General features: G+C 47.3%; 15 protein-coding genes and 8 tRNA genes. 2 read left to right on the top strand and 21 right to left on the bottom strand.

Annotated elements, in window-relative coordinates; all coding sequences use genetic code 11:
• Positions 1-325 precede the first annotated feature (325 nt).
• Together G7083_RS03650 and G7083_RS03655 are read left to right on the top strand one after the other, a co-directional pair.
• Positions 326-1,120, top strand: coding sequence for an inner membrane protein YpjD (locus G7083_RS03650; RefSeq protein WP_166013636.1), 795 nt, complete (start codon positions 326-328; stop codon positions 1,118-1,120).
• Positions 1,121-1,202: 82 nt separating this feature from the next.
• A complete protein-coding gene (locus tag G7083_RS03655) occupies positions 1,203-2,480 on the top strand; it encodes an HlyC/CorC family transporter (protein ID WP_166013637.1) in 1,278 nt (425 codons plus the stop codon).
• An 81-nt stretch (positions 2,481-2,561) separates the two neighbouring features.
• On the opposite strand, the gene luxS is transcribed toward G7083_RS03655, so the two are convergent.
• From luxS to recA, 21 genes are all read right to left on the bottom strand, one after another.
• On the bottom strand, positions 2,562-3,080 hold the full coding sequence (gene luxS, locus G7083_RS03660) for an S-ribosylhomocysteine lyase (protein WP_166013638.1): 519 nt from the start codon (positions 3,078-3,080) through the stop codon (positions 2,562-2,564).
• A 51-nt stretch (positions 3,081-3,131) separates the two neighbouring features.
• Positions 3,132-4,706, bottom strand: coding sequence for a glutamate--cysteine ligase (gene gshA, locus G7083_RS03665; protein WP_166013639.1), 1,575 nt, complete (start codon positions 4,704-4,706; stop codon positions 3,132-3,134).
• A gap of 110 nt (positions 4,707-4,816) precedes the next feature.
• Positions 4,817-7,672, bottom strand: coding sequence for a pitrilysin family protein (locus G7083_RS03670; protein ID WP_166014980.1), 2,856 nt, complete (start codon positions 7,670-7,672; stop codon positions 4,817-4,819).
• A gap of 9 nt (positions 7,673-7,681) precedes the next feature.
• Positions 7,682-8,143 (bottom strand): YqaA family protein, encoded by a 462-nt coding sequence (locus G7083_RS03675; protein ID WP_166013640.1) that lies wholly within the window; start codon positions 8,141-8,143, stop codon positions 7,682-7,684.
• Complete coding sequence (locus tag G7083_RS03680; protein ID WP_166013641.1) at positions 8,137-9,087, bottom strand: NADP-dependent oxidoreductase; 951 nt, start codon at positions 9,085-9,087, stop codon at positions 8,137-8,139. Before G7083_RS03680 ends, G7083_RS03675 begins: the two co-directional genes overlap by 7 nt.
• A 120-nt stretch (positions 9,088-9,207) precedes the next feature.
• The gene (locus tag G7083_RS03685) at positions 9,208-10,338 is read right to left on the bottom strand and encodes a sodium ion-translocating decarboxylase subunit beta (RefSeq protein ID WP_166013642.1); all 1,131 of its coding nucleotides are present in this window, start codon (positions 10,336-10,338) and stop codon (positions 9,208-9,210) included.
• 9 nt (positions 10,339-10,347) lie between these two features.
• Positions 10,348-12,129 (bottom strand): sodium-extruding oxaloacetate decarboxylase subunit alpha, encoded by a 1,782-nt coding sequence (gene oadA / locus G7083_RS03690; protein WP_166013643.1) that lies wholly within the window; start codon positions 12,127-12,129, stop codon positions 10,348-10,350.
• 26 nt (positions 12,130-12,155) lie between these two features.
• Positions 12,156-12,410 (bottom strand): oxaloacetate decarboxylase subunit gamma, encoded by a 255-nt coding sequence (locus G7083_RS03695; RefSeq protein ID WP_166013644.1) that lies wholly within the window; start codon positions 12,408-12,410, stop codon positions 12,156-12,158.
• Between the two features lie 430 nt (positions 12,411-12,840).
• Positions 12,841-12,917 (bottom strand) — tRNA-Arg (locus tag G7083_RS03700).
• An 82-nt stretch (positions 12,918-12,999) separates the two neighbouring features.
• Positions 13,000-13,076 (bottom strand) — tRNA-Arg (locus G7083_RS03705).
• An 86-nt stretch (positions 13,077-13,162) separates the two neighbouring features.
• A tRNA-Arg gene (locus G7083_RS03710) sits at positions 13,163-13,239 on the bottom strand.
• Between the two features lie 82 nt (positions 13,240-13,321).
• Positions 13,322-13,398 (bottom strand) — tRNA-Arg (locus G7083_RS03715).
• A gap of 86 nt (positions 13,399-13,484) precedes the next feature.
• Positions 13,485-13,561: transfer RNA gene (locus G7083_RS03720), tRNA-Arg, on the bottom strand.
• 65 nt (positions 13,562-13,626) lie between these two features.
• Positions 13,627-13,719: transfer RNA gene (locus G7083_RS03725), tRNA-Ser, on the bottom strand.
• Between the two features lie 22 nt (positions 13,720-13,741).
• Positions 13,742-13,818 (bottom strand) — tRNA-Arg (locus tag G7083_RS03730).
• 32 nt (positions 13,819-13,850) lie between these two features.
• Positions 13,851-13,943 (bottom strand) — tRNA-Ser (locus tag G7083_RS03735).
• Positions 13,944-14,124: 181 nt separating this feature from the next.
• The gene (csrA, locus tag G7083_RS03740) at positions 14,125-14,322 is read right to left on the bottom strand and encodes a carbon storage regulator CsrA (protein ID WP_000906485.1); all 198 of its coding nucleotides are present in this window, start codon (positions 14,320-14,322) and stop codon (positions 14,125-14,127) included.
• A 91-nt stretch (positions 14,323-14,413) separates the two neighbouring features.
• Positions 14,414-15,601: an aspartate kinase gene (locus G7083_RS03745; protein WP_166013645.1), complete on the bottom strand. Its 1,188-nt coding sequence runs from the start codon at positions 15,599-15,601 to the stop codon at positions 14,414-14,416.
• A 204-nt stretch (positions 15,602-15,805) separates the two neighbouring features.
• Complete coding sequence (alaS, locus tag G7083_RS03750; protein WP_166013646.1) at positions 15,806-18,388, bottom strand: alanine--tRNA ligase; 2,583 nt, start codon at positions 18,386-18,388, stop codon at positions 15,806-15,808.
• A 212-nt stretch (positions 18,389-18,600) separates the two neighbouring features.
• The gene (gene recX / locus G7083_RS03755) at positions 18,601-19,059 is read right to left on the bottom strand and encodes a recombination regulator RecX (protein WP_166013647.1); all 459 of its coding nucleotides are present in this window, start codon (positions 19,057-19,059) and stop codon (positions 18,601-18,603) included.
• A gap of 114 nt (positions 19,060-19,173) precedes the next feature.
• Positions 19,174-20,235, bottom strand: a complete 1,062-nt coding sequence (gene recA / locus G7083_RS03760; protein WP_166013648.1) for a recombinase RecA — start codon at positions 20,233-20,235, stop codon at positions 19,174-19,176.

Consider the following 20,235-nt stretch of genomic DNA (forward strand, 5'->3'; position numbering starts at 1 on the left):
TGCGCTAAGCGGCGGTAAATTGGCGTGAGTATACCTTAGACAAACGGACAGGCATACCCGTTGCTGATGGCTGAGATTCACGAATCGTAAATTACCCGACCTTTTATCTCACCTATACCCAAACCACTTGAAGTTACAGGTAGGCGGCAAGTGAGAGAGTCCCCATGAGCATAGGCAAACTATGTGATTGGGGTGAACGAACGTCGCCAACACCGCTGCAGCTTTAAGTAGGAAGGGTATATCAAAAACAGCGCATTTCCAAAGTAGCCCATTTACTAAGAGCAAGGTATAATTCACCCACTTAACCTTTATCTATGTGGCAGGTATGGAAAACTTAATCGCGATTGTCTCGACGATGTTATATCTCTTATCGATTGCGAATATCGTACCTGGACTGGTCAAGCAAACTGGGATCCGAGCTAAAACCGTATTTATCAGTGCCGCTATTGCACTGCTGTTTCATGCCTGGTTACTCAGTGATTTGATCCTGCATGGTAGTGGACAAAATTTAAGTATCCTCAATGTCGCGTCGCTGATCAGTTTTATTGTCTCTTTGGTGATGAGTTTAGCCATGTTCAAGGCTCGGCTTTGGTTTTTACTGCCCGTAGCCTACAGCTTCTCGGCACTAAATCTTTGTGCCGCTACCTTTCTACCAAGCAGCTTTATTACTCACTTAGAGAGTGATCCTAAATTATTACTGCACATTTCTTTGGCTCTGTTTTCTTATTCGACCTTAACCATCGGTGCGCTATATGCATTGCAGCTAGCTTGGCTTGACCATAAGCTAAAGAGCAAAAAAGTATTGTTGAATAATCCTAACTTGCCACCACTATTGATGGTCGAGCGCCAACTATTCAAGATTATTTTGATTGGTAACTTATTATTGACCGGAACATTATTAACTGGCTTTATCTTTGTTCAGGACATGTTTGCACAAGGTAAAGCGCACAAAGGTATTTTGTCATTTGTCGCTTGGATGGTGTATTCGGTTTTGCTCTGGGGACACTACCGTAAAGGTTGGCGAGGTAAAAAAGTAACATGGTTTGCGATAGCCGGAGCCACCTTACTCACTTTGGCGTATTTCGGTAGCCGTTTTGTACGCGAAATCATTTTACGCTAATAAGCGGTATCAATCGGGCATTGATCTGATTCGGTTTTATTTTTAATTTTATTAGCACTCTACCATAAGGAAAATTAGCGTTTTGGACGACATATCAACGGGTATCTTATTTGCGCTACTCGCGTGTCTTATTATTATTTCTGCCTACTTCTCCAGTTCTGAAACCGGCATGATGGCCCTCAATCGCTACCGTTTGAAGCATTTAGCCAACAGTGGCCATAAAGGTGCACAGCGAGTAGAAAAGCTATTGGCTCGTCCAGATCGTTTGATCGGTTTAATCCTAATTGGTAATAACCTGGTCAATATTCTCGCCTCAGCGATTGCGACCATTATCGGTATGCGTCTGTACGGTGATTTAGGGGTTGCGATTGCCACCGGAGCGCTGACTTTGGTGATTCTGGTCTTTGCAGAAGTGACACCAAAAACCTTAGCTGCGCTATATCCTGAGCGGGTTTCTTACACCAGTAGCGTATTACTGTCGGTACTGATGAAGCTATTCTCACCTTTGGTGGTATTCGTCAATGTAATCACTAATGGTTTGATCCGTGTCCTTGGTATTTCACCGCATAGCAAAGGCGATCATCTCAGCTCGGAAGAGTTGCGTACTGTGGTCAATGAAGCAGGCAATCTGATCCCTCGTCGTCACCAAGATATGTTGCTATCGATCCTCGATCTTGAACATGTCACAGTCAATGACATCATGATCCCACGCAATGAGATCAGCGGGATCAATATCAATGATGATTGGAAATCGATCGTGCGTCAGTTGAGCCACTCACCACATGGACGCATCGTGCTGTATCGCGACAAAATCGATGAAGTGGTCGGCATCCTACGTTTACGCGAAGCAGCACGCTTTATGTTAGAGAAAAACGACTTTAATAAAGAGATGCTCTTACGTGCCGCGGATGAAATTTATTTTATTCCAGAAGGGACCCCGCTTAATGTCCAGTTGGTTAAATTTCAGCGTAACAAAGAGCGAATTGGCCTGATCGTCGATGAATATGGTGAAATCATTGGCTTAACTACGCTAGAAGATATTTTAGAAGAGATTGTCGGTGAATTTACCACCTCGATGTCACCCAGTTTAGCCGATGAAATTACCCCACAAGGAGATGGCAGCTTCTTAATTGAGGGCAGCGCCAACATTCGTGACATTAATAAAAGCTTAAAGTGGAAACTGCCGACCGACGGCCCAAGAACACTGAATGGCTTAATTTTGGAGCATCTTGAAGAGATCCCAGCCAGTCACCTGAGTGTCAAAGTAGCACAGCATAAGATGGAAATCTTGGAGTTAGAAGAGAACCGGATCAAGCTGGTTAAAGTCTATCCCAAGAAAACTAAAGCTGGCTTGGTGTAGCGATTCGCAAGAAAGAAAACGACAAAAAGCCCGAACCAGAAGTTCGGGCTTTTTCATATATCAAGCAAACTCAAGCCGAATTTAGTTAACGTTTAGCTGATGAAGCATCGCTTCCGGTAGTGCCAACTCTTCATTACGGTTCACGGCAATACCAGCGGTAATCACTTGCTGGGCAATCGCTTGTGCTTCTGCCAGTGAGTGCATTGCTGCCGTGCCACATTGGTATCGATTTAACTCAGGGATATGCGCTTGGCTTGCGACTTTCAGCACATCTTGCATCGACGCTAACCAAGCCGTCGCCACTTGCTGCTCGCTAGGCGCACCAATCAAGCTCATATAAAAACCGGTACGACAGCCCATAGGCGAAATATCGATGATTTCCACCTCGCGGCCATTTAAATGCTGACGCATAAATCCGGCATACAAGTGCTCTAAAGTATGAATACCCCGCTCAGACAAAATGTCCTGATTGGGCAAGGTAAACCGCAGATCAAACACCGTAATAGTATCCCCTTTTGGGGTTTGCATCGTTTTAGCCACCCGTACCGCAGGTGCCTGCATACGAGTATGATCAACCGTGAAACTGTCTAATAATGGCATCGCTTTGCTCCCTGATTGGCGCGTTAGTCACGCACCATTTGCCAAATAACCTTAAACCGTCTCCTGCAAGTACGCAAAATATTGCGTTAAGTAAGCATCGAAACTGAGCGTATCTTTAGCTTCAACCTCTGCTTGAGCTTGCGTAGAGCGGCATACTTCCTGTTCCATCACATCGAGTGAATAATATTGGTAGTGATGCTGCAAATTCGCCGCGCGATATTGATTACCGAGCGCACAACCGGTTTTGCCCAAACCGCCATGCTGTTTAATTTGCGCCAAAATCTGTGCTGATAAAGTCAGCTCTGGATTATCAATCCAACCTTCTAGCTTGTCACATACCTCTTGGTAAGCTTGCCCACCTAGCGCAGCATCCATGGTTTGTGCAATAGCACGTAAATCAGCAAACACCCGCTTGGCCCAAGTTTGCAACGTCAGCACTTCACCATGACAACCAATTTGTAGCTCTAAGCCAGGTTTACGCCCTTCTAACACCACTTTGCGCCAGTTATCACGCCAACAGGCAAGTTCACAATTGCCCATCGGATCGGAGTCCGATAACGCACTCCAAGCTAAAAATAGGTCGAGAAAACGGACTTGATCTTCGTCGATGCCAATCGGACTAAACGGATTGACATCCAGTGAACGCACTTCGATGTACTCGACGCCAGCACGAGCTAACGCTTGTGAAGGTCGCTCACCACTTTGGGTCACTCGTTTGGGACGAATTGGCGCATACAGCTCATTTTCAATTTGCAGTACATTGCTGTTGAGCTGATGATATTGTCCCTCAACCTTAACCCCAAGTTTGGCAAACTGTTGCGATGGAGTACGGATCGCTTCATTCACTCCTTGCAGATACTGCTCTATGCTATTGAAACCAATTTGCAGCACACTTTGCGCGCTGTTGGTATAGCCAAGATCACTGAGGCGCAATGAAGTCGCATAAGGCAGATATAACGTGTTACCCAACGACTCAAACGGCAGATCGGTTTTACGCCCTTGTAAAAATGAAGAGCACAGCGCCGGTGAGGCACCAAACAGATAAGGGATCAACCAGCCGAAACGGTAGTAATTGCGGATCACCCCAAAATAAGCTGCCGATTGGCTGGCTTGGCGAGTTTGTGGATCTTGCTCGCCTAATAATGCATCCCAAAAACTCGTAGGGAAGGAAAAATTAAAATGAACGCCAGAGATGATCTGCATCAGGCTACCATAACGGCGCTTAAGGCCTTCACGGTACAAGGTTTTCATTTTGCCGGTATTCGATGAACCATATTGTGCCAGTTCAATGCCCTCTTCACTGCCGACATAACAAGGCATCGAGAGCGGCCATAGCTTTTCCTCACCCAATTTGCTTTGTGCGAAATGGTGAATATCCGCCATCTGAGCCAGTAGTGTATCCACATCATGAGAAACCGGAGTAATAAACTCCAACAATGATTCAGCAAAATCGGTGGTGATCCAGCGATGAGTTAATGCCGAGCCCAGCGCTGCAGGATGTGGCGTTTGCGTAAGAGCGCCGTCTGGTGTGTAGCGCAAAGATTCGCGCTCTAACCCACGCCCAAAGTTTTGAAAGACTTCTGGTTTGTTTGCAACTGTTTGTAGTCGCTCGGCAAATGTACTCAAAATACGCTTCACTTATATCGGTAGTTATGATCGAATGCCGCCAGTGATATCGAACCATTACGCGGCATAGCGAGTAGGGGCAAACTGTGCCCGACTAATAAATGTGTCCTCTAACGGAGGATTTCAAGCTCTTCTAGGGCAATACCTAACTTTTGTAGCTGCGGCTTAAGCCGCTGACTATCACCGACGACAATGATCTGATAATCATCTGGATTAAACCATTGCGCCGCCAACTGATTGAGCGCAGTACGCTCAACACTTTTGACAATCTGATTACGCTGCTGCAAATAATCCCGATCTAAACTGTAGGTCAAAATATTCGAAATCAGCTGCGCTTTTTGCGCCGGCGTTTCATACAGCAACGCCTCTTGTTGCCCAACGGCTAAACGTAAAAAGGCCATCTCCTGCTCACTGATCCCCGTTTGGCTAAACTGACGCATCTCGTGGATCATTTCTTGGATGGCATCCAGCGTAACATCGGCTCGCACTGGCGCATTAAATACGATCGCCCCAACTTCACGATTACTGGCAAAATAGCTTCCCGCACCATAGGTATAACCTTTATCTTCACGCAGGTTTTGGTTGATACGGCTATTAAAGTTACCGGCCAGATTAAAGTTAGCCAACTGAGTTAAATAGAGTTCACCAGTGGCATCAAACGGGAGGCCTTGGCGCACCATACGAATGATACTCTGCGGCGCTCCTGGCTTATCAACCAAATAGATTTTTTGCGAAGTCAAATGAGGGATGGTCTGTGGCTGGATCAGTGGTGCAGGCTGACCTTGCCAATTCGCGATAAACTGCAACTGCTGTGTAATCTCTGCTGCACTGATATCTCCCACTACCGCAATTTGTGCCCCATGAGGGGTGTAATGCTGACGGTAAAACTGCTGCACATCTTGCAAGGTCAACTCGGCAACCGATGTTTCACTGCCCTCACCTGAGCGAGCAAACAAGCTCTCTCCCCACAACACTTGGCGTGTCGCCTGCGAGGCTAGCCAACTCGGTTGCTGATGCTGATACACCAAACCTTGCAGCATCTGTTGCTGTAGACGCACAAAATCGCTGTGATTAAACGCTGGGGTCAGCAGCATCTCTTCCACCACTTGTAAGGTGGCCGCTAAATTATGACTTAAACTCGAGACCACAATGCTGGTTGAATAAGCCCCAGCCGACACTTGCACACTCGAACCCAGTTGATCCAATTGCGCCTGTATCGCCTCTGCACTACGCTGCTGACTACCCTCTTGCAGCAAGCTGGCGGTTAAATTGGCTAATCCTTCTTTACCGATCGCCACCTGACGTTCGCCCACAGGCAACTGAATTTCAATCAAAACAGTCGGCGTTTCATCGGTTTGGGTGCCGAGTAACTGTACATCATTGTCAAAATCGACCCGGTACAAAGTCGGTAAATGTGCTTGAACCGGCTCTGCCACAGCTGGTATTTGCGCACGATCAAAATCATCTTTGACTTGTCGATAAGCCAACTGCTGCTCAGCGATTTTTTGGTATTCCGGCAACTGACGCGCAGGCGTAGTAAAGGTAGCGGCGCGCACCGCAAAGTCGGTTTTGCCTTTAGCGACCACACTTAAGGTCACTTTCGGTTGATCAACAAGATAATGGCCAAAAACCTGCTGCACCGCTTGTGGCGTCACCGCTCGCAACTGCTCTAACTGGCTGGCAATCCGATCCGGTTGCTTGAAGAAAGTTTGATTGGCGGCCAATTGGCTCACTTTACCTGGCACGCTTTCTAGCGCAAATACCGCATTGGCCTCTTGTGAGCCAATGATCTGCTCTAAGCGCTGAGTTGTAACACCTTGCTGCTTAAATTTTTGCAGCACTTGCAAGGTTTGTTGATAGAGCGGAGCCAATTGACCGGCTTCACCAGCCGGTGCCATGGCATAAACATAAAAGGTGCAGGCCAATTCAGCACAATCTTGGAATGCTCCGGCATCGACCGCTTTTTGGGTTTTCACCAGTTCTTGGTACAACAAACTGTTATTACCACTGCCTAAGACACTCGCCAGTACATCCAGTGCCACCTGATCATCCGCGCCTAAATATTGAGTTGGCCAACCAATCAACAGCATTGGCTGCTGCACGCGATCTTCTAACGTAATAAAACGATCTTCGCTTAAGCGCGCGGGCTGTTTCGGCGCATCAACGACTTCTGGACCTTGCTCAATCGAGCCAAAATATTTTTGCACCCAAGCCAAGGTCTGTTGAACATCTAAATCACCACCTAGGGTTAAGACGGCGTTGTTTGGTCCATACCAACGCAAGAAAAAGGCTTTCAGATCATTAACATCAACCCGATCTAAATCGCTGACATAACCTATCGTTTGCCAAGAATAAGGATGCCCTTCGGCATACAGCGCTTCCCCCATTCTCTCCCACATCAGGCCATAAGGACGGTTATCGTAGTTCTGAGCGCGCTCATTTTTGACGGTATCGCGCTGAATTTCAAACTTGCGCTGCGAGACCGCAGAGAGCAAAAATCCCATGCGATCCGCTTCCAGCCATAACACTTTTTCCAACTGGTTGGCTGGCACCGTTTCAAAATAGTTGGTGCGATCACGATTAGTGGTGCCATTGAGAGTACCACCGGCTTCGGTGATCAAACGAAAATGTTGCTGATCGCCCACATGCTGTGAACCTTGAAACATCATGTGTTCAAAGAAATGAGCAAAACCTGATTTACCAATCTCTTCACGGGCAGAGCCTACATGATAAGTCACATCCACGTGCACCAGAGGATCGGAGTGATCCGGCGCCAAGATCACCGTTAGTCCATTATCTAAGCGATATTTGCTATACGGGATCATCACCTTACCCGGCTGGGCCGGCACTTGTTCAATTAGGGTGACACCTTGCGGCAGCGAAGAAAAACGTGGCCACCATGATTCAGAAGCACTACATCCAGCCAATAGCCACAGCAATAACCCATAGCTGCCAATTTTTCTCATCATTTATCCTTACCATACGCCGTAATATAAGGCTGCCAGCAGTGAATAGCGCAGCCCTTTACCGATCAAAATCATCAAACATACAGGGATGGCCTTGAAACGCAACCAACCGGCGGCTAAACAGAGTGGATCACCAATGATCGGTAACCAACTTGCTAATAACGCCCAATACCCATAACGTTGTAGCCATAACTTGGCTTTATGACCTTGTTTTTGAGAATCAGTTCGATGGGGCAAGCATAAACCTAACCAATAGTTGGTCATGCCACCTAAGGTATTACCTGCGGTAGTCATCAGCACAATCAGCCAAACTGAATGCTCAGCCAGCGCTAAACTGGCCAGCAGCGCTGCTTCTGAGCCACCCGGTAATAAAGTGGCACTAAGAAAACCACTCCAAAACAGTAGACCCAGTGGTGATTCAGCGAGCAGCGTGGTCAGTGGTGCGCTGACATCTTGCAACCACACTAACATTTCATATCGAGCAGTAACTTGCCTCGGGTATGGCCAGTTTCAATCTGTGCATGAGCCAAACAGGCTTCCGCTAACGGGTAAATGTGCTGAATTTCCAAATGCAGTAAACCGACACTCATCATATACAACATGGTATCGAGCTGTTCAGGATTAGGATCCACCAGCATACCGCTGGCTTGGAAACCGAGCAGTTTAGCTTTTTCGCAAATCAGCTCAGCACTTAACGTTGGCACAGTGACCACGCGAGCATGGTCGTTTAAACATTTGAGCGCATCTAACGCGACATCACCGCCGACTAAATCGATCAACACGTCAACATCTTGTAGGCGCTGCGACACCGGCGCAAATTGATAGTTGATGGCATGAGCGCCGAGCGTGGCCAGAAAATCTAAATTCGCTTCACTACAGGTGGTAAAAACCTGCGCTTTCGCCGCCAGCGCGATCTGTACCGCAATATGCCCAACGCCACCGGCTCCCGCTAAAATCAAAACTCGCTCACTTTCTTGTAACTGAGCCTTGCTCAGTGCCTGCGCTGCGGTTTGTCCGGCTAACGGTAACGCCGCAGCAGCTTCTAACGTCACGCTATCTGGCACGAGACTGAGTTCAGATTCCGGAACACAAACATACTGACTGTAACCCCCTCCACGCAGTGGAAAACCAATAAAACCCGCCACGTTATCACGCAAGTTAAAACGGCGAACCCCATCACCGAGCGCGATCACTCGCCCTGCAATATCATACCCCGGCGTCCAAGGAAGCCGGTCTTTATTCTGTGCTGCCGCCCAACCTAAACCCGCGCGTGTTTTCACATCGATAGGATTGATACTGGCGAAAGCGACTTTGACTAACACTTCACCACTTTTTGGGGTAGGTATTGCAGTGGTATGCATCGCCAATACCTCTGAACCGCCAAATTGGGGGATGACAATTTGTTTATTTTCCATTTCCACTCTCCCGAGCCGATCCATAAAAAAGGATGCCGAAGCATCCTTTTGAATATATACCTATTTTTTAATACCTTAATACTGCAGCGCAAGACTTAACCTAGCAGAGTTGCTTCTAAGTTAACCTGCCAAAGCTAACAAAATACCTGCAGCAACCGCAGAGCCTAACACACCTGCCACATTAGGCCCCATCGCATGCATCAATAAAAAGTTTTGTGGATTCGCAGCTAAGCCAACCTTATTCACCACTCGTGCGGCCATAGGAACAGCGGAAACCCCAGCAGCACCAATCAGTGGATTGATCGCCTCTTGGGAGCATTTATTGAGGATCTTAGCCATGATCACCCCAGTTGCGGTGCCAATACTAAATGCGATCGCACCTAATAGCAGAATGCCTAAGGTTTGCATATTCAAAAAGTTATCCGCTTGCAGTTTTGAGCCAACCCCCAGACCAAGAAAGATGGTGACAATATTGATCAACTCATTTTGCGCAGTTTTTGACAAGCGATCCACCACCCCAGCTTCGCGCATTAAATTACCTAAACAGAACATGCCGATTAAAGGGGTCGCAGTCGGCAAAAAGAGGATCGCCATCAGTAATACCAAGAGTGGGAATACGATCTTCTCGGTTTTTCCGACATGACGCAGTTGAGCCATAGTAATATTGCGCTCTTCAGGAGTGGTTAATGCTTTCATGATCGGCGGCTGGATCAGCGGCACTAATGCCATATAGCTATAAGCTGCCACCGCAATCGCGCCAAGCAAATCTGGCGCTAGCTGACTAGACAGAAAGATCGCGGTTGGGCCATCAGCACCACCAATAATCGCAATCGAGGCGGCATCGGCCAAGCTAAATTCAATACCCGGCACAAAATTAAGCAAAATCGCACCAAATAAGGTAGCAAAAATACCAAACTGTGCCGCAGCCCCTAACCATAAGGTTTTGGGATTGGCAATCAAAGCGCCAAAGTCAGTCATCGCACCGACGCCCATAAAAATCAGCAGCGGAAATATTCCTGACTCAATACCGATATAGTAAACGTAATACAGCAAACCACCAGGGTCGGTAAACCCAGCATTAGGGATATTGGCTAACACCGCACCAAAACCAATCGGTAGCAGTAATAGTGGCTCAAAACCCTTGCGAATCGCTAAGAACAGCAAACCACAGCCAACCATAATCATAATGATTTGCCCAAACGCAAAGTTGGCAAGCCCAGTTTGCTGCCATAAGGTGATAAATCTCTCCATGATCCGCCCTTACACCAAACTCACTAACGGTGTACCCACTTGTACGCTATCGCCAGATTTGACCAGCAGCTGCTGTACCACGCCGTCACGCAGCGCACGAATTTCCGTTTCCATTTTCATCGCTTCTAACACAATCAGCACATCACCTTGTGCAACTTCAGCTCCAGATTCAACTTGGATTTTAAAAATCGTGCCCGCTAAGGGAGCGGTGATGGTTTCTAGCGCTTGAGAGGCGTTGGTACTAATAGGTTGCGGCGCCGTTTGAGTTTGCGCAGCGGCAGCAATTGAAGTGAGCTGACCTTGTGGGCCAACTTCCACCTCATACACCACTCCATCGACTTTGACACTATAAGCTTCGACCTGAGTTGTGGTGTTAGGTAGCGCAACAGCAGGGGCTGGTTTTTTATCTGGAGCAGGTTCAAACGCTGCTGGATTATGGCGATTTTTTAAAAACTTAAGGCCAACTTGCGGGAATAACGCATAGATCAATACATCCTCAACCTGAGAATCGGCTAAGGTGATGCTTTCTTCTTGCGCTTTTTTAACTAACTGCTTGGTTAATTGATCCAACTCATCAGGTAATCGATCCGCTGGTCGACAGGTGATCGCCGCTTGCCCCTCTAATACACGCGCTTGCAGCTCAGCATTAACGCTAGCAGGGGTGGCACCATATTCACCTTTCAAAACACCGGCCGTCTCTTTGGTAATACTTTTGTAGCGCTCACCAGCCAACACATTGATCACCGCTTGAGTGCCGACAATTTGTGAGGTAGGGGTGACTAAAGGAATAAAGCCAAGATCTTGACGTACACGAGGGATCTCATCAAGCACCTCATCTAACCGATGAGCAGCACCTTGCTCTTTTAACTGCCCCTCCATATTAGTCAGCATACCACCTGGCACTTGAGCGATCAGGATCCGCGAATCGACCCCTTTTAGCTGGCCTTCAAATTTGGCGTATTTTTTACGCACGGTTCGAAAATAAGTCGCAATCGGCTGCAATTGTTCCAATTTCAACTGAGTATCACGATCCGTGCCTTGTAACATAGCCACCACAGTTTCCGTCGCAGTATGGCCATAGGTTTGGCTCATCGATGAAATCGAGGTATCGAGAATATCAATCCCGGCTTCAACAGCTTTGATCGCCGTTGCAGTAGATAAGCCAGTGGTGGCATGACAATGCAATGCTAATGGCACCGCACAAGATTGTTTGATCCGCGAGATCAGCTCTTCAGCTTCATAGGGCTTGAGTAAGCCAGACATATCTTTGATGCACAAAGAATGACAGCCGAGATCTTCTAAACGTTTGGCCAAATCAACCCAAGTTTCGGTATTGTGCACTGGACTGGTGGTGTAAGACAAAGTGCCTTGAGCATGCGCGCCAACTTCAATGGTGGCTTTTACTGCCTGTTCAAAGTTGCGTACATCATTCATCGCATCAAAAATACGAAAGACATCCATACCATTGGCATGCGCACGCTCAACAAATTTGGTGACCACATCATCGGCATAATGCCGATAGCCAAGCAGATTTTGCCCACGCAGCAACATCTGCATTGGCGTATTGGGCATGGCTTTTTTTAAAGCGCGCAAACGCTGCCAAGGATCTTCGCCCAAAAAACGAATGCACGCATCAAAGGTTGCTCCGCCCCAGGTTTCCAAAGACCAGTAGCCAATCTTATCCAATTCAGCCGCGATTGGCAGCATATCGTCAATACGCATCCGTGTAGCAAAAAGCGATTGATGTGCGTCACGCAGGACCACATCGGTGATAGCAAGTGGTTTAGCCATGTTGATTAACTCCTTTTAATCCTGATTTACTGTTGCGCAGCACGGTGCTGATGCACCGCAGCAGAAATAGCCGCCACGACTTGTGGGCTCACGCCATCGGTTATCGGTTGAACGGTTTGATGGTGGTTGGAGGTTACAGCTGGCTCAATGACCTCTTGAGGTATCAATCGAGACATCAGTTGGACTAAATATACGAGGATGGTAAGAAACAGAAATACCACCACCATTCCCGTTGCCATTAACGTAGCGGCATCAATCAGTAAACTTCCAATATGTGTCATGTTGCTTCCTTTTTGTCATCCTGACATTCTTCTACTCACCAGCGTGATCGCCGAGCAGAAGGGACGAATTATCTCGACTGCACCATTATTGTCAATTTGCTTACTCGCACTCTTTTGCCTAGACCACAAATTAGAGCAAAAAATCATCGCAATCGTAGCAAATCAGTAGCCTGCATCCTCTATTCACGGCACAGCAAACCGGATAACGGGCTTAAACAATAAGCGAAGAGATCGATTTTCCCTCATTTCAATCAAGCTAACGTGAAAAATGGGCAAATAATGCGATGAAGTTAATAGAGAGAAAAATATCTTCTACAAAACAGGAGGTTGTTGTTTAAAGTACGACACCGTCTTTGCAAGATGTCAGTTTGAGAGATATAGATTTAAAAGATGTAAAAAAGCCCTGCATTTTCATGCAGGGCTTATAATATGGCGCGCTCGAGAGGATTCGAACCTCTGACCGCCTGGTTCGTAGCCAGGTACTCTATCCAGCTGAGCTACGAGCGCGCAATTGAGTAATGATTCGCTATTTAACTAGCAGGGAATTACCCTTAGTTCTGAATAAGACTCGCTCTTAAACAGAAAATAATGGCGCGTCCGAGAGGATTCGAACCTCTGACCGCCTGGTTCGTAGCCAGGTACTCTATCCAGCTGAGCTACGGACGCGCAGGCTTTTGATTGTTTAAACTATGATTGCTTGTGCAATCGCAGGTTTCACAACCCACTCCCAAATCATCAGAAGTGTTAAATAATGGCGCGCTCGAGAGGATTCGAACCTCTGACCGCCTGGTTCGTAGCCAGGTACTCTATCCAGCTGAGCTACGAGCGCGCAATTGAGTAATGATTCGCTATTTAACTAGCAGGGAATTACCCTTAGTTCTGAATAAGACTCGCTCTTAAACAGAAAATAATGGCGCGTCCGAGAGGATTCGAACCTCTGACCGCCTGGTTCGTAGCCAGGTACTCTATCCAGCTGAGCTACGGACGCGCAGGCTTTTGATTGTTTAAGCCATGATTGCTTGTGCAATCGCAGGTTTCACAATCCACTCCCAAATCATCAGAAGTGTTAAATAATGGCGCGCTCGAGAGGATTCGAACCTCTGACCGCCTGGTTCGTAGCCAGGTACTCTATCCAGCTGAGCTACGAGCGCGCAAGTTGTGAACTATATCACAAATGTTTTCTCTGGAACAAAAAAATTGACCATCGGCCAATAAATGGCGGTGAGGGAGGGATTCGAACCCTCGATACGGCTATAAACCGTATACTCCCTTAGCAGGGGAGCGCCTTCAGCCTCTCGGCCACCTCACCACTTACATATTCCAGAAGAATATGGCGCGTCCGAGAGGATTCGAACCTCTGACCGCCTGGTTCGTAGCCAGGTACTCTATCCAGCTGAGCTACGGACGCGCTGTGGCTTATCGAAATAAGCAATGCAAGAATGGCGGTGAAGGAGGGATTCGAACCCTCGATACGGCTATAAACCGTATACTCCCTTAGCAGGGGAGCGCCTTCAGCCTCTCGGCCACCTCACCGTCTTGCGGAGGCACATATTACGATTTACCAAAAATATGTCAAACACTTTCTTGGCAAAAAATGGGTTAAACCACTCAACCGTTGGTAAATTAACCAAAGCGCTGAGAATTTACACTTTATCCGTAAAAACACGCGGATAAACAAAAAGGTCGGCGTGATAAGCCGACCTTGCTGTGATAATTAGTAGTTGCCTGAAGCAACGCCACCATTACCTTTTTCTGCTTGAATGCGCATGTAGATTTCTTCACGGTGCACAGACACTTCTTTCGGTGCATTAACACCGATACGGACTTGGTTACCTTTTACACCCAATACCGTCACGGTCACTTCATCACCGATCATCAGGGTTTCGCCAACACGGCGAGTCAAAATAAGCATTCTTAGCTCCTTGAGTAATCTCTGTATTTTCTTGCAACCAAACTATTATCCATCAAAAGTTGTCACATCGTAAACTCTCAAGGGTTGCGGTTTAACCTAAAAAAGTTTGTTTTACCCCAAACTCTTGAGAGATCGCTGATACGACATAAGTCTCGTGCAGAATATTTGCCGCACGATCCACATTCGCAGGATCCAACATTAGCATAGATGATTGTTGCTCAGCCGAGACATAACGCACAGCGATACCATGTTCGGCTAAGGTTGCCCGAGCATGTTCCACTAACCCACGAGCCTGCAGGCCAACCTTAGTGATTAGACTCACTGACTCTGAATTGCGGATTTTCTCAGCGCACACTAATCGCAACTTGGCACAAGCATCTTGCTTAATCACTAACGCACTATCATCACCTTCTTCAATGATAGTGCAAACTTCAATCCCCAGCATTTGGCACTGCTTAATAATCCCTGCCAAAGATTCATTACTGAGCGCAACTAAAACCATGTCTCTTTGAATTGCGATACCACAGATAGCATGTGTACTGGTATCACCCTTAATCAAACTGCCTTGATTATCTTCAAAGGTAGAAAGTACACGTAGTGGTACCGCATTTTTCCAAGCATACTGGACACAGGGCAGATGTAGCACTTTCGCGCCTTTACGTGCCATTTCTTCCATGGATGGAAAATCAATCACATCCAATTTTCGCGCCGTAGGTACCACTCGTGGATCACAAGTGTATACACCATCAACATCAGTGAAGATTTGGCACTCATCAGCATTAAGCGCACCCGCCAAGGTCACAGCACTGGTATCTGAACCACCGCGGCCGAGCGTGGTGATATCCCCATTTTCATTAACACCCTGAAAACCAGCGACTATTACAATAAAATCTTGTTCTAGCAGCTCTGTAATCTTTCGAGTATCAATCTGCTTAATCGTTGCGTTATTGTGTTGATTATCCGTCACAATATTCGCTTGAGCTCCGGTTAGTGAGCGGGCTGCATAGCCCATTTTGTGCAGTGTCATGGCCACTAAGGCCATCGACACCTGCTCACCAGCAGAGAGCAAAACATCAAGTTCTCTAGCGTTTGGTACACTATCTACTTGCTGAGCTAAACCCACCAGTCGATTGGTATCCCCTGCCATAGCAGAAACCACTACGACAACTTGATTGCCATCATTTTTCGCCTTAATGATGTGTTCGGCTACGGTTTGCATTGTTTCTATTGAACCCACCGAAGTTCCACCGAACTTTTGCACGATAAGGGGCTTTTTCACCAGTATTCACCTTCCCAAGACCAAAGTCTTATTGGGATCAAATTTGATCGGATTCCATTGTCAGATCTCATTTGATCGTTACTAAAATAAAACCAAGCACCTCATTGGCTACGTCTTACTTACACCAATCAGCTCACTTGGTTGACTTAATAAAATAACGCCCAATCAATAACATATCGATTGAGCGTCATTTATTTGTCGTGGTTATAGACGCTCAGTAATCCAAGCGTCTACCGACTCTAAGGCCGCAGGTAGAGCCTGCGCATCGGTTCCACCAGCTTGAGCCATGTCAGGGCGGCCACCGCCCTTTCCACCAATTTGTAGTGCCACCATGTTGACCAGCTCCCCAGCTTTGACTTTATTGGTCAAATCATTGGTCACGCCGGCAATCAGGCCCACTTTATCTTCGGCCACGTTGCCAAGCATGATAATCCCGCTACCCAGTCGGTTTTTAAGATCATCAACCATGCCACGCAGTGCTTTGTTATCCGCCCCATTAAGCTGTGCAATCAAGACATTAATCCCAGCGATTTGTTTGACTTGATTAATCAGGCCTGCGCTCTCTTGCGCTGCCAGCTTATCTTTCAAATGCTGGATATCTTTCTCAAGCAATTTGGCTTTCGCAGCCATTTCAGACACTTTGGCATCATGCTGCGTTTGCTGCGCTTCAAGGTAATCTAATGCTCCTTCACCCGTCACCGCTTCAATCCGGCGGATACCCGCTGCAATCCCACCTTCTGAGATGATTTTAAACAGGCCAATATCACCGGTATTGCTGGCATGGATACCACCACACAGTTCGGTGGAGAAATCGCCCATCGACAGCACGCGCACTTGGTCATCATATTTCTCACCAAACAGTGCCATCGCCCCTTTGGCTTTCGCTTCCTCAATATTCATGATCTGAGTTGCGATATTGTGGTTACGGCGGATCTGCTGGTTAACCAGACGTTCAACTTGTTTGATCTCTGCTGCACTCATCGCTTCAAGATGTGAAAAGTCAAAGCGCAGTGTTTCCGCACGCACCAGAGAGCCTTTCTGCGCCACATGTTCACCCAGCACGTTACGTAGCGCTGCATGCAATAAGTGGGTTGCCGAGTGGTTCAGCGAAATCGCGATACGGCGCTGTTCATCAACCATCGCAGCAACGTGATCGCCTTGCGCCAGAACACCTTCGGCTAGCACGCCGTGGTGCGCAATCGCATTTCCTAGCTTATGCGTATCTTGTACATGGAAAATACCCGCGTCGGTTTTCAGTACACCCGTATCACCACATTGGCCACCCGACTCTGCATAAAACGGCGTGTTATCCAATACGATGATCGCGCTATCACCTGCCGACAACGCAGCAACCTGCGCACCTTGCACAAAGATTTCCTGCACCACACTTTGACCACGACTCTCGGTGTAGCCACAAAATTCAGTCGAGGTTGCCGATTTGATCAGTGAATTGTAGTCGGTACCAAACTGACCGGCTTCACGAGCGCGTTGACGCTGCTCTTCCATCGCTTGCTCAAAACCGGCTTCATCAATGCTAAAACCACGCTCACGCGCCACATCATTGGTTAAATCCGCAGGGAAACCGTAAGTGTCGTACAATTTAAACACGGTCTCACCATCCAGCACTTGGCCAGAGAGTTGATCTAAAGCGCCATTAAGAATACTCATGCCGCGATCCAGCGTACGACCAAAGTTATCTTCTTCGATACGCAGGACTTTTTCCACTAAGGCTTGTTGTTTTTTCAGTTCAACGCCAGCGCTGCCCATCACTTCCGCCAAAGGCCCCACTAAAGTGTGGAAGAAAGCGCCTTGTGCACCAAGCTTGTTACCATGACGTACTGCACGACGGATAATGCGGCGTAGTACATAACCACGACCTTCATTAGACGGCATCACCCCATCTACAATCAAAAATGCGCAAGAACGAATGTGGTCCGCCACAACACGCAGAGATTGGTTGGTCAAATCTTGGTAGCCGATCTCATCCGCAGCGGCTTTGATCAGGGTTTGGAATACATCAATTTCGTAGTTAGAGTGCACGCCCTGCATAATCGCAGAAATACGCTCAATACCCATGCCGGTATCAACCGATGGTTTAGGCAGGGGTTCCATCGTGCCATCAGCATGACGATTAAATTGCATGAACACGTTATTCCAGATTTCGATGAAGCGGTCGCCATCTTCTTCAGGCGAACCGGGAGGCCCACCCCAGATATGATCACCATGGTCATAGAAAATCTCAGTACATGGACCACAAGGGCCTGTATCGCCCATCTGCCAGAAGTTATCTGAATCGAATTTCTTACCACCAGGTTTATCGCCGATACGAATAATACGCTCAGCCGGAATACCCATTTTTTGATGCCAAATATCAAACGCTTCGTCATCGGTTTGGTATACGGTGACCAACAAACGATCTTTGGGCAGTTGCAGAACTTCCGTCAGAAACTCCCATGCATATTGGATAGCATCTTCTTTGAAATAGTCACCAAAGCTGAAATTGCCTAGCATTTCGAAGAAGGTATGGTGACGTGCGGTGAAACCGACGTTTTCTAAATCATTGTGTTTACCGCCGGCGCGGACACAACGTTGGGCGGTTGTCGCGCGAGTGTAGGCGCGCTTTTCCAAGCCCAAGAAACAGTCTTTAAATTGGTTCATACCTGCGTTGGTAAACAGCAGGGTCGGATCGTTAGCTGGCACCAATGAAGAACTTTCTACAATTTGGTGTCCTTTGCTTTCAAAGAATGCGAGGAACGCGCGGCGCACCTCATCCGTGCTCATAAACATGCAGCTCTTCCTGAAATACTCAAGTTAGAATTTTGCGCTATTGTAAAGCAAGGATAACCGTTCGCCTAGTTTCTTGTGGTTAACAACCTATTGAGTTGAATTTAACAAGAGTGGTCCCTAAATCGAAGATTGAAATGAAAATTGAAATAAAGCAGCAAGTAACAAGTGAATGGTTGGCTAGGTCCTAAATCCGCACAATCACCCAGTAAAAACTATTCATCTCCCTTATTGGATTGCAGTGCGTAGCGGATCTGCTCAAAGTCAAAACCTCGATATTGCAGATAACGAACTTGTTTCGCATATTGTTGGCGTTCGGCACTCCCCCCAAGTGGGAATTTCTTCTGAGCAACCCATTTAGCCTGCGCAAACCAGTCGACTTGTTGATCGGCTAAAGCTTGATCAATCATCGCTGACTCAATCCGCTTTTGTTTGAGTTGTTGACGCACGTGGCGCTCACCATAACCTTTACTCATAGTTTGCCGTACTTGGCTTGCCGCATAACGCGCATCATCCAGATAGCCCAACGCTAAACAATCGTTAATCACCTGATCAATCACATCGGTTGGATGCCCTTTCAGAGCTAATTTTTGCTGCAATTCATATTGACCATGATCGCGGCGACTCAGTAGCTGTAGTGCATTGTGCCGACAAGCGGATAACGCCGAACTCATTATTTTCTCCAATAGTGCGGGTTGCCACTTGGGGCCGCAAAAAATAAGCCCTGCGATGCAGGGCTTATTTCAGTAAAACTTAAGCGCTAAAATGACAGCCACTTAGCCGCGAGTTTAAAACTCTTCGGCAGCACCAAATTCTGCCTCATCAACTGCCGCAGAGGTTTCCTCGGTCAATTGCATATTTTCTGGGTTTAGCAGCATATCACGCAGCTTTTTGTCTAGCGCACTAGCAATCGCTGGATTCTCTTTCAGATATTTACAAGCGTTCGCTTTACCTTGGCCAATTTTATCACCATTACAGCTATACCAAGCGCCTGATTTTTCAACCATTTTATGCTTAACACCAAGATCAATTAATTCACCTTCGCGGTTAAAACCTTGGCCATACATGATTTGCGTATGGGCTTCTTTAAAAGGTGCCGCAATTTTATTCTTCACCACTTTGATCCGAGTTTCGTTACCGACGACTTCATCACCTTCTTTGATGGCACCAGTACGACGAATATCTAAACGAACCGAAGCGTAAAATTTCAACGCGTTACCACCGGTGGTGGTTTCTGGGTTGCCAAACATTACCCCGATCTTCATCCGAATCTGGTTGATAAAGATGCACATACAGTTGGACTGCTTGAGGTTACCGGTTAGCTTACGCATCGCTTGTGACAGCATTCGCGCTTGCAGACCCATGTGGCTGTCGCCCATCTCTCCTTCAATTTCCGCTTTTGGTGTCAAGGCTGCGACAGAGTCGACCACAATCACATCCACCGCACCAGAGCGAGCTAAGGCATCACAAATCTCTAGCGCTTGCTCGCCAGTATCTGGCTGAGAAACCAGTAACTCATCAATATTAACGCCCAGCTTTTTGGCATATACCGGATCCAAAGCGTGCTCAGCATCGATAAAAGCACAGGTTTTGCTTTCGCGTTGGGCCGCAGCAATCAGTTCCAAGGTCAGTGTGGTTTTACCCGAAGATTCTGGGCCGAAAATCTCAACAATACGTCCCATCGGCAAACCACCCGCACCTAAGGCGATATCCAGAGACAATGAGCCGGTCGATATGGTTTCTACATCCATCGTGCGGTTATCACCTAAACGCATGATGGAACCTTTACCAAATTGTTTTTCAATTTGACCAAGGGCGGCCGCAAGTGCCTTTTGTTTATTCTCGTCCAT

Origin of the sequence: Vibrio sp. HDW18, assembly GCF_011306175.1 — a bacterium.
In the GTDB taxonomy this organism is placed as follows: Bacteria; Pseudomonadota; Gammaproteobacteria; order Enterobacterales; family Vibrionaceae; genus Vibrio; species Vibrio chanodichtyis.

Bases quoted from the DNA above. Each gene is read 5' to 3' on its own strand.
- G7083_RS03675 (WP_166013640.1), bottom strand. From the start codon at position 8,143: ATGTTAGTGTGGTTGCAAGATGTCAGCGCACCACTGACCACGCTGCTC.
- oadA (WP_166013643.1), bottom strand. From the start codon at position 12,129: ATGGCTAAACCACTTGCTATCACCGATGTGGTCCTGCGTGACGCACAT.
- G7083_RS03680 (WP_166013641.1), bottom strand. From the start codon at position 9,087: ATGGAAAATAAACAAATTGTCATCCCCCAATTTGGCGGTTCAGAGGTA.
- G7083_RS03685 (WP_166013642.1), bottom strand. From the start codon at position 10,338: ATGGAGAGATTTATCACCTTATGGCAGCAAACTGGGCTTGCCAACTTT.
- G7083_RS03670 (WP_166014980.1), bottom strand. From the start codon at position 7,672: ATGAGAAAAATTGGCAGCTATGGGTTATTGCTGTGGCTATTGGCTGGA.
- recX (WP_166013647.1), bottom strand. From the start codon at position 19,059: ATGAGTTCGGCGTTATCCGCTTGTCGGCACAATGCACTACAGCTACTG.
- alaS (WP_166013646.1), bottom strand. From the start codon at position 18,388: ATGTTTATGAGCACGGATGAGGTGCGCCGCGCGTTCCTCGCATTCTTT.
- csrA (WP_000906485.1), bottom strand. From the start codon at position 14,322: ATGCTTATTTTGACTCGCCGTGTTGGCGAAACCCTGATGATCGGTGAT.
- recA (WP_166013648.1), bottom strand. From the start codon at position 20,235: ATGGACGAGAATAAACAAAAGGCACTTGCGGCCGCCCTTGGTCAAATT.
- luxS (WP_166013638.1), bottom strand. From the start codon at position 3,080: ATGCCATTATTAGACAGTTTCACGGTTGATCATACTCGTATGCAGGCA.
- G7083_RS03695 (WP_166013644.1), bottom strand. From the start codon at position 12,410: ATGACACATATTGGAAGTTTACTGATTGATGCCGCTACGTTAATGGCA.
- G7083_RS03650 (WP_166013636.1), top strand. From the start codon at position 326: ATGGAAAACTTAATCGCGATTGTCTCGACGATGTTATATCTCTTATCG.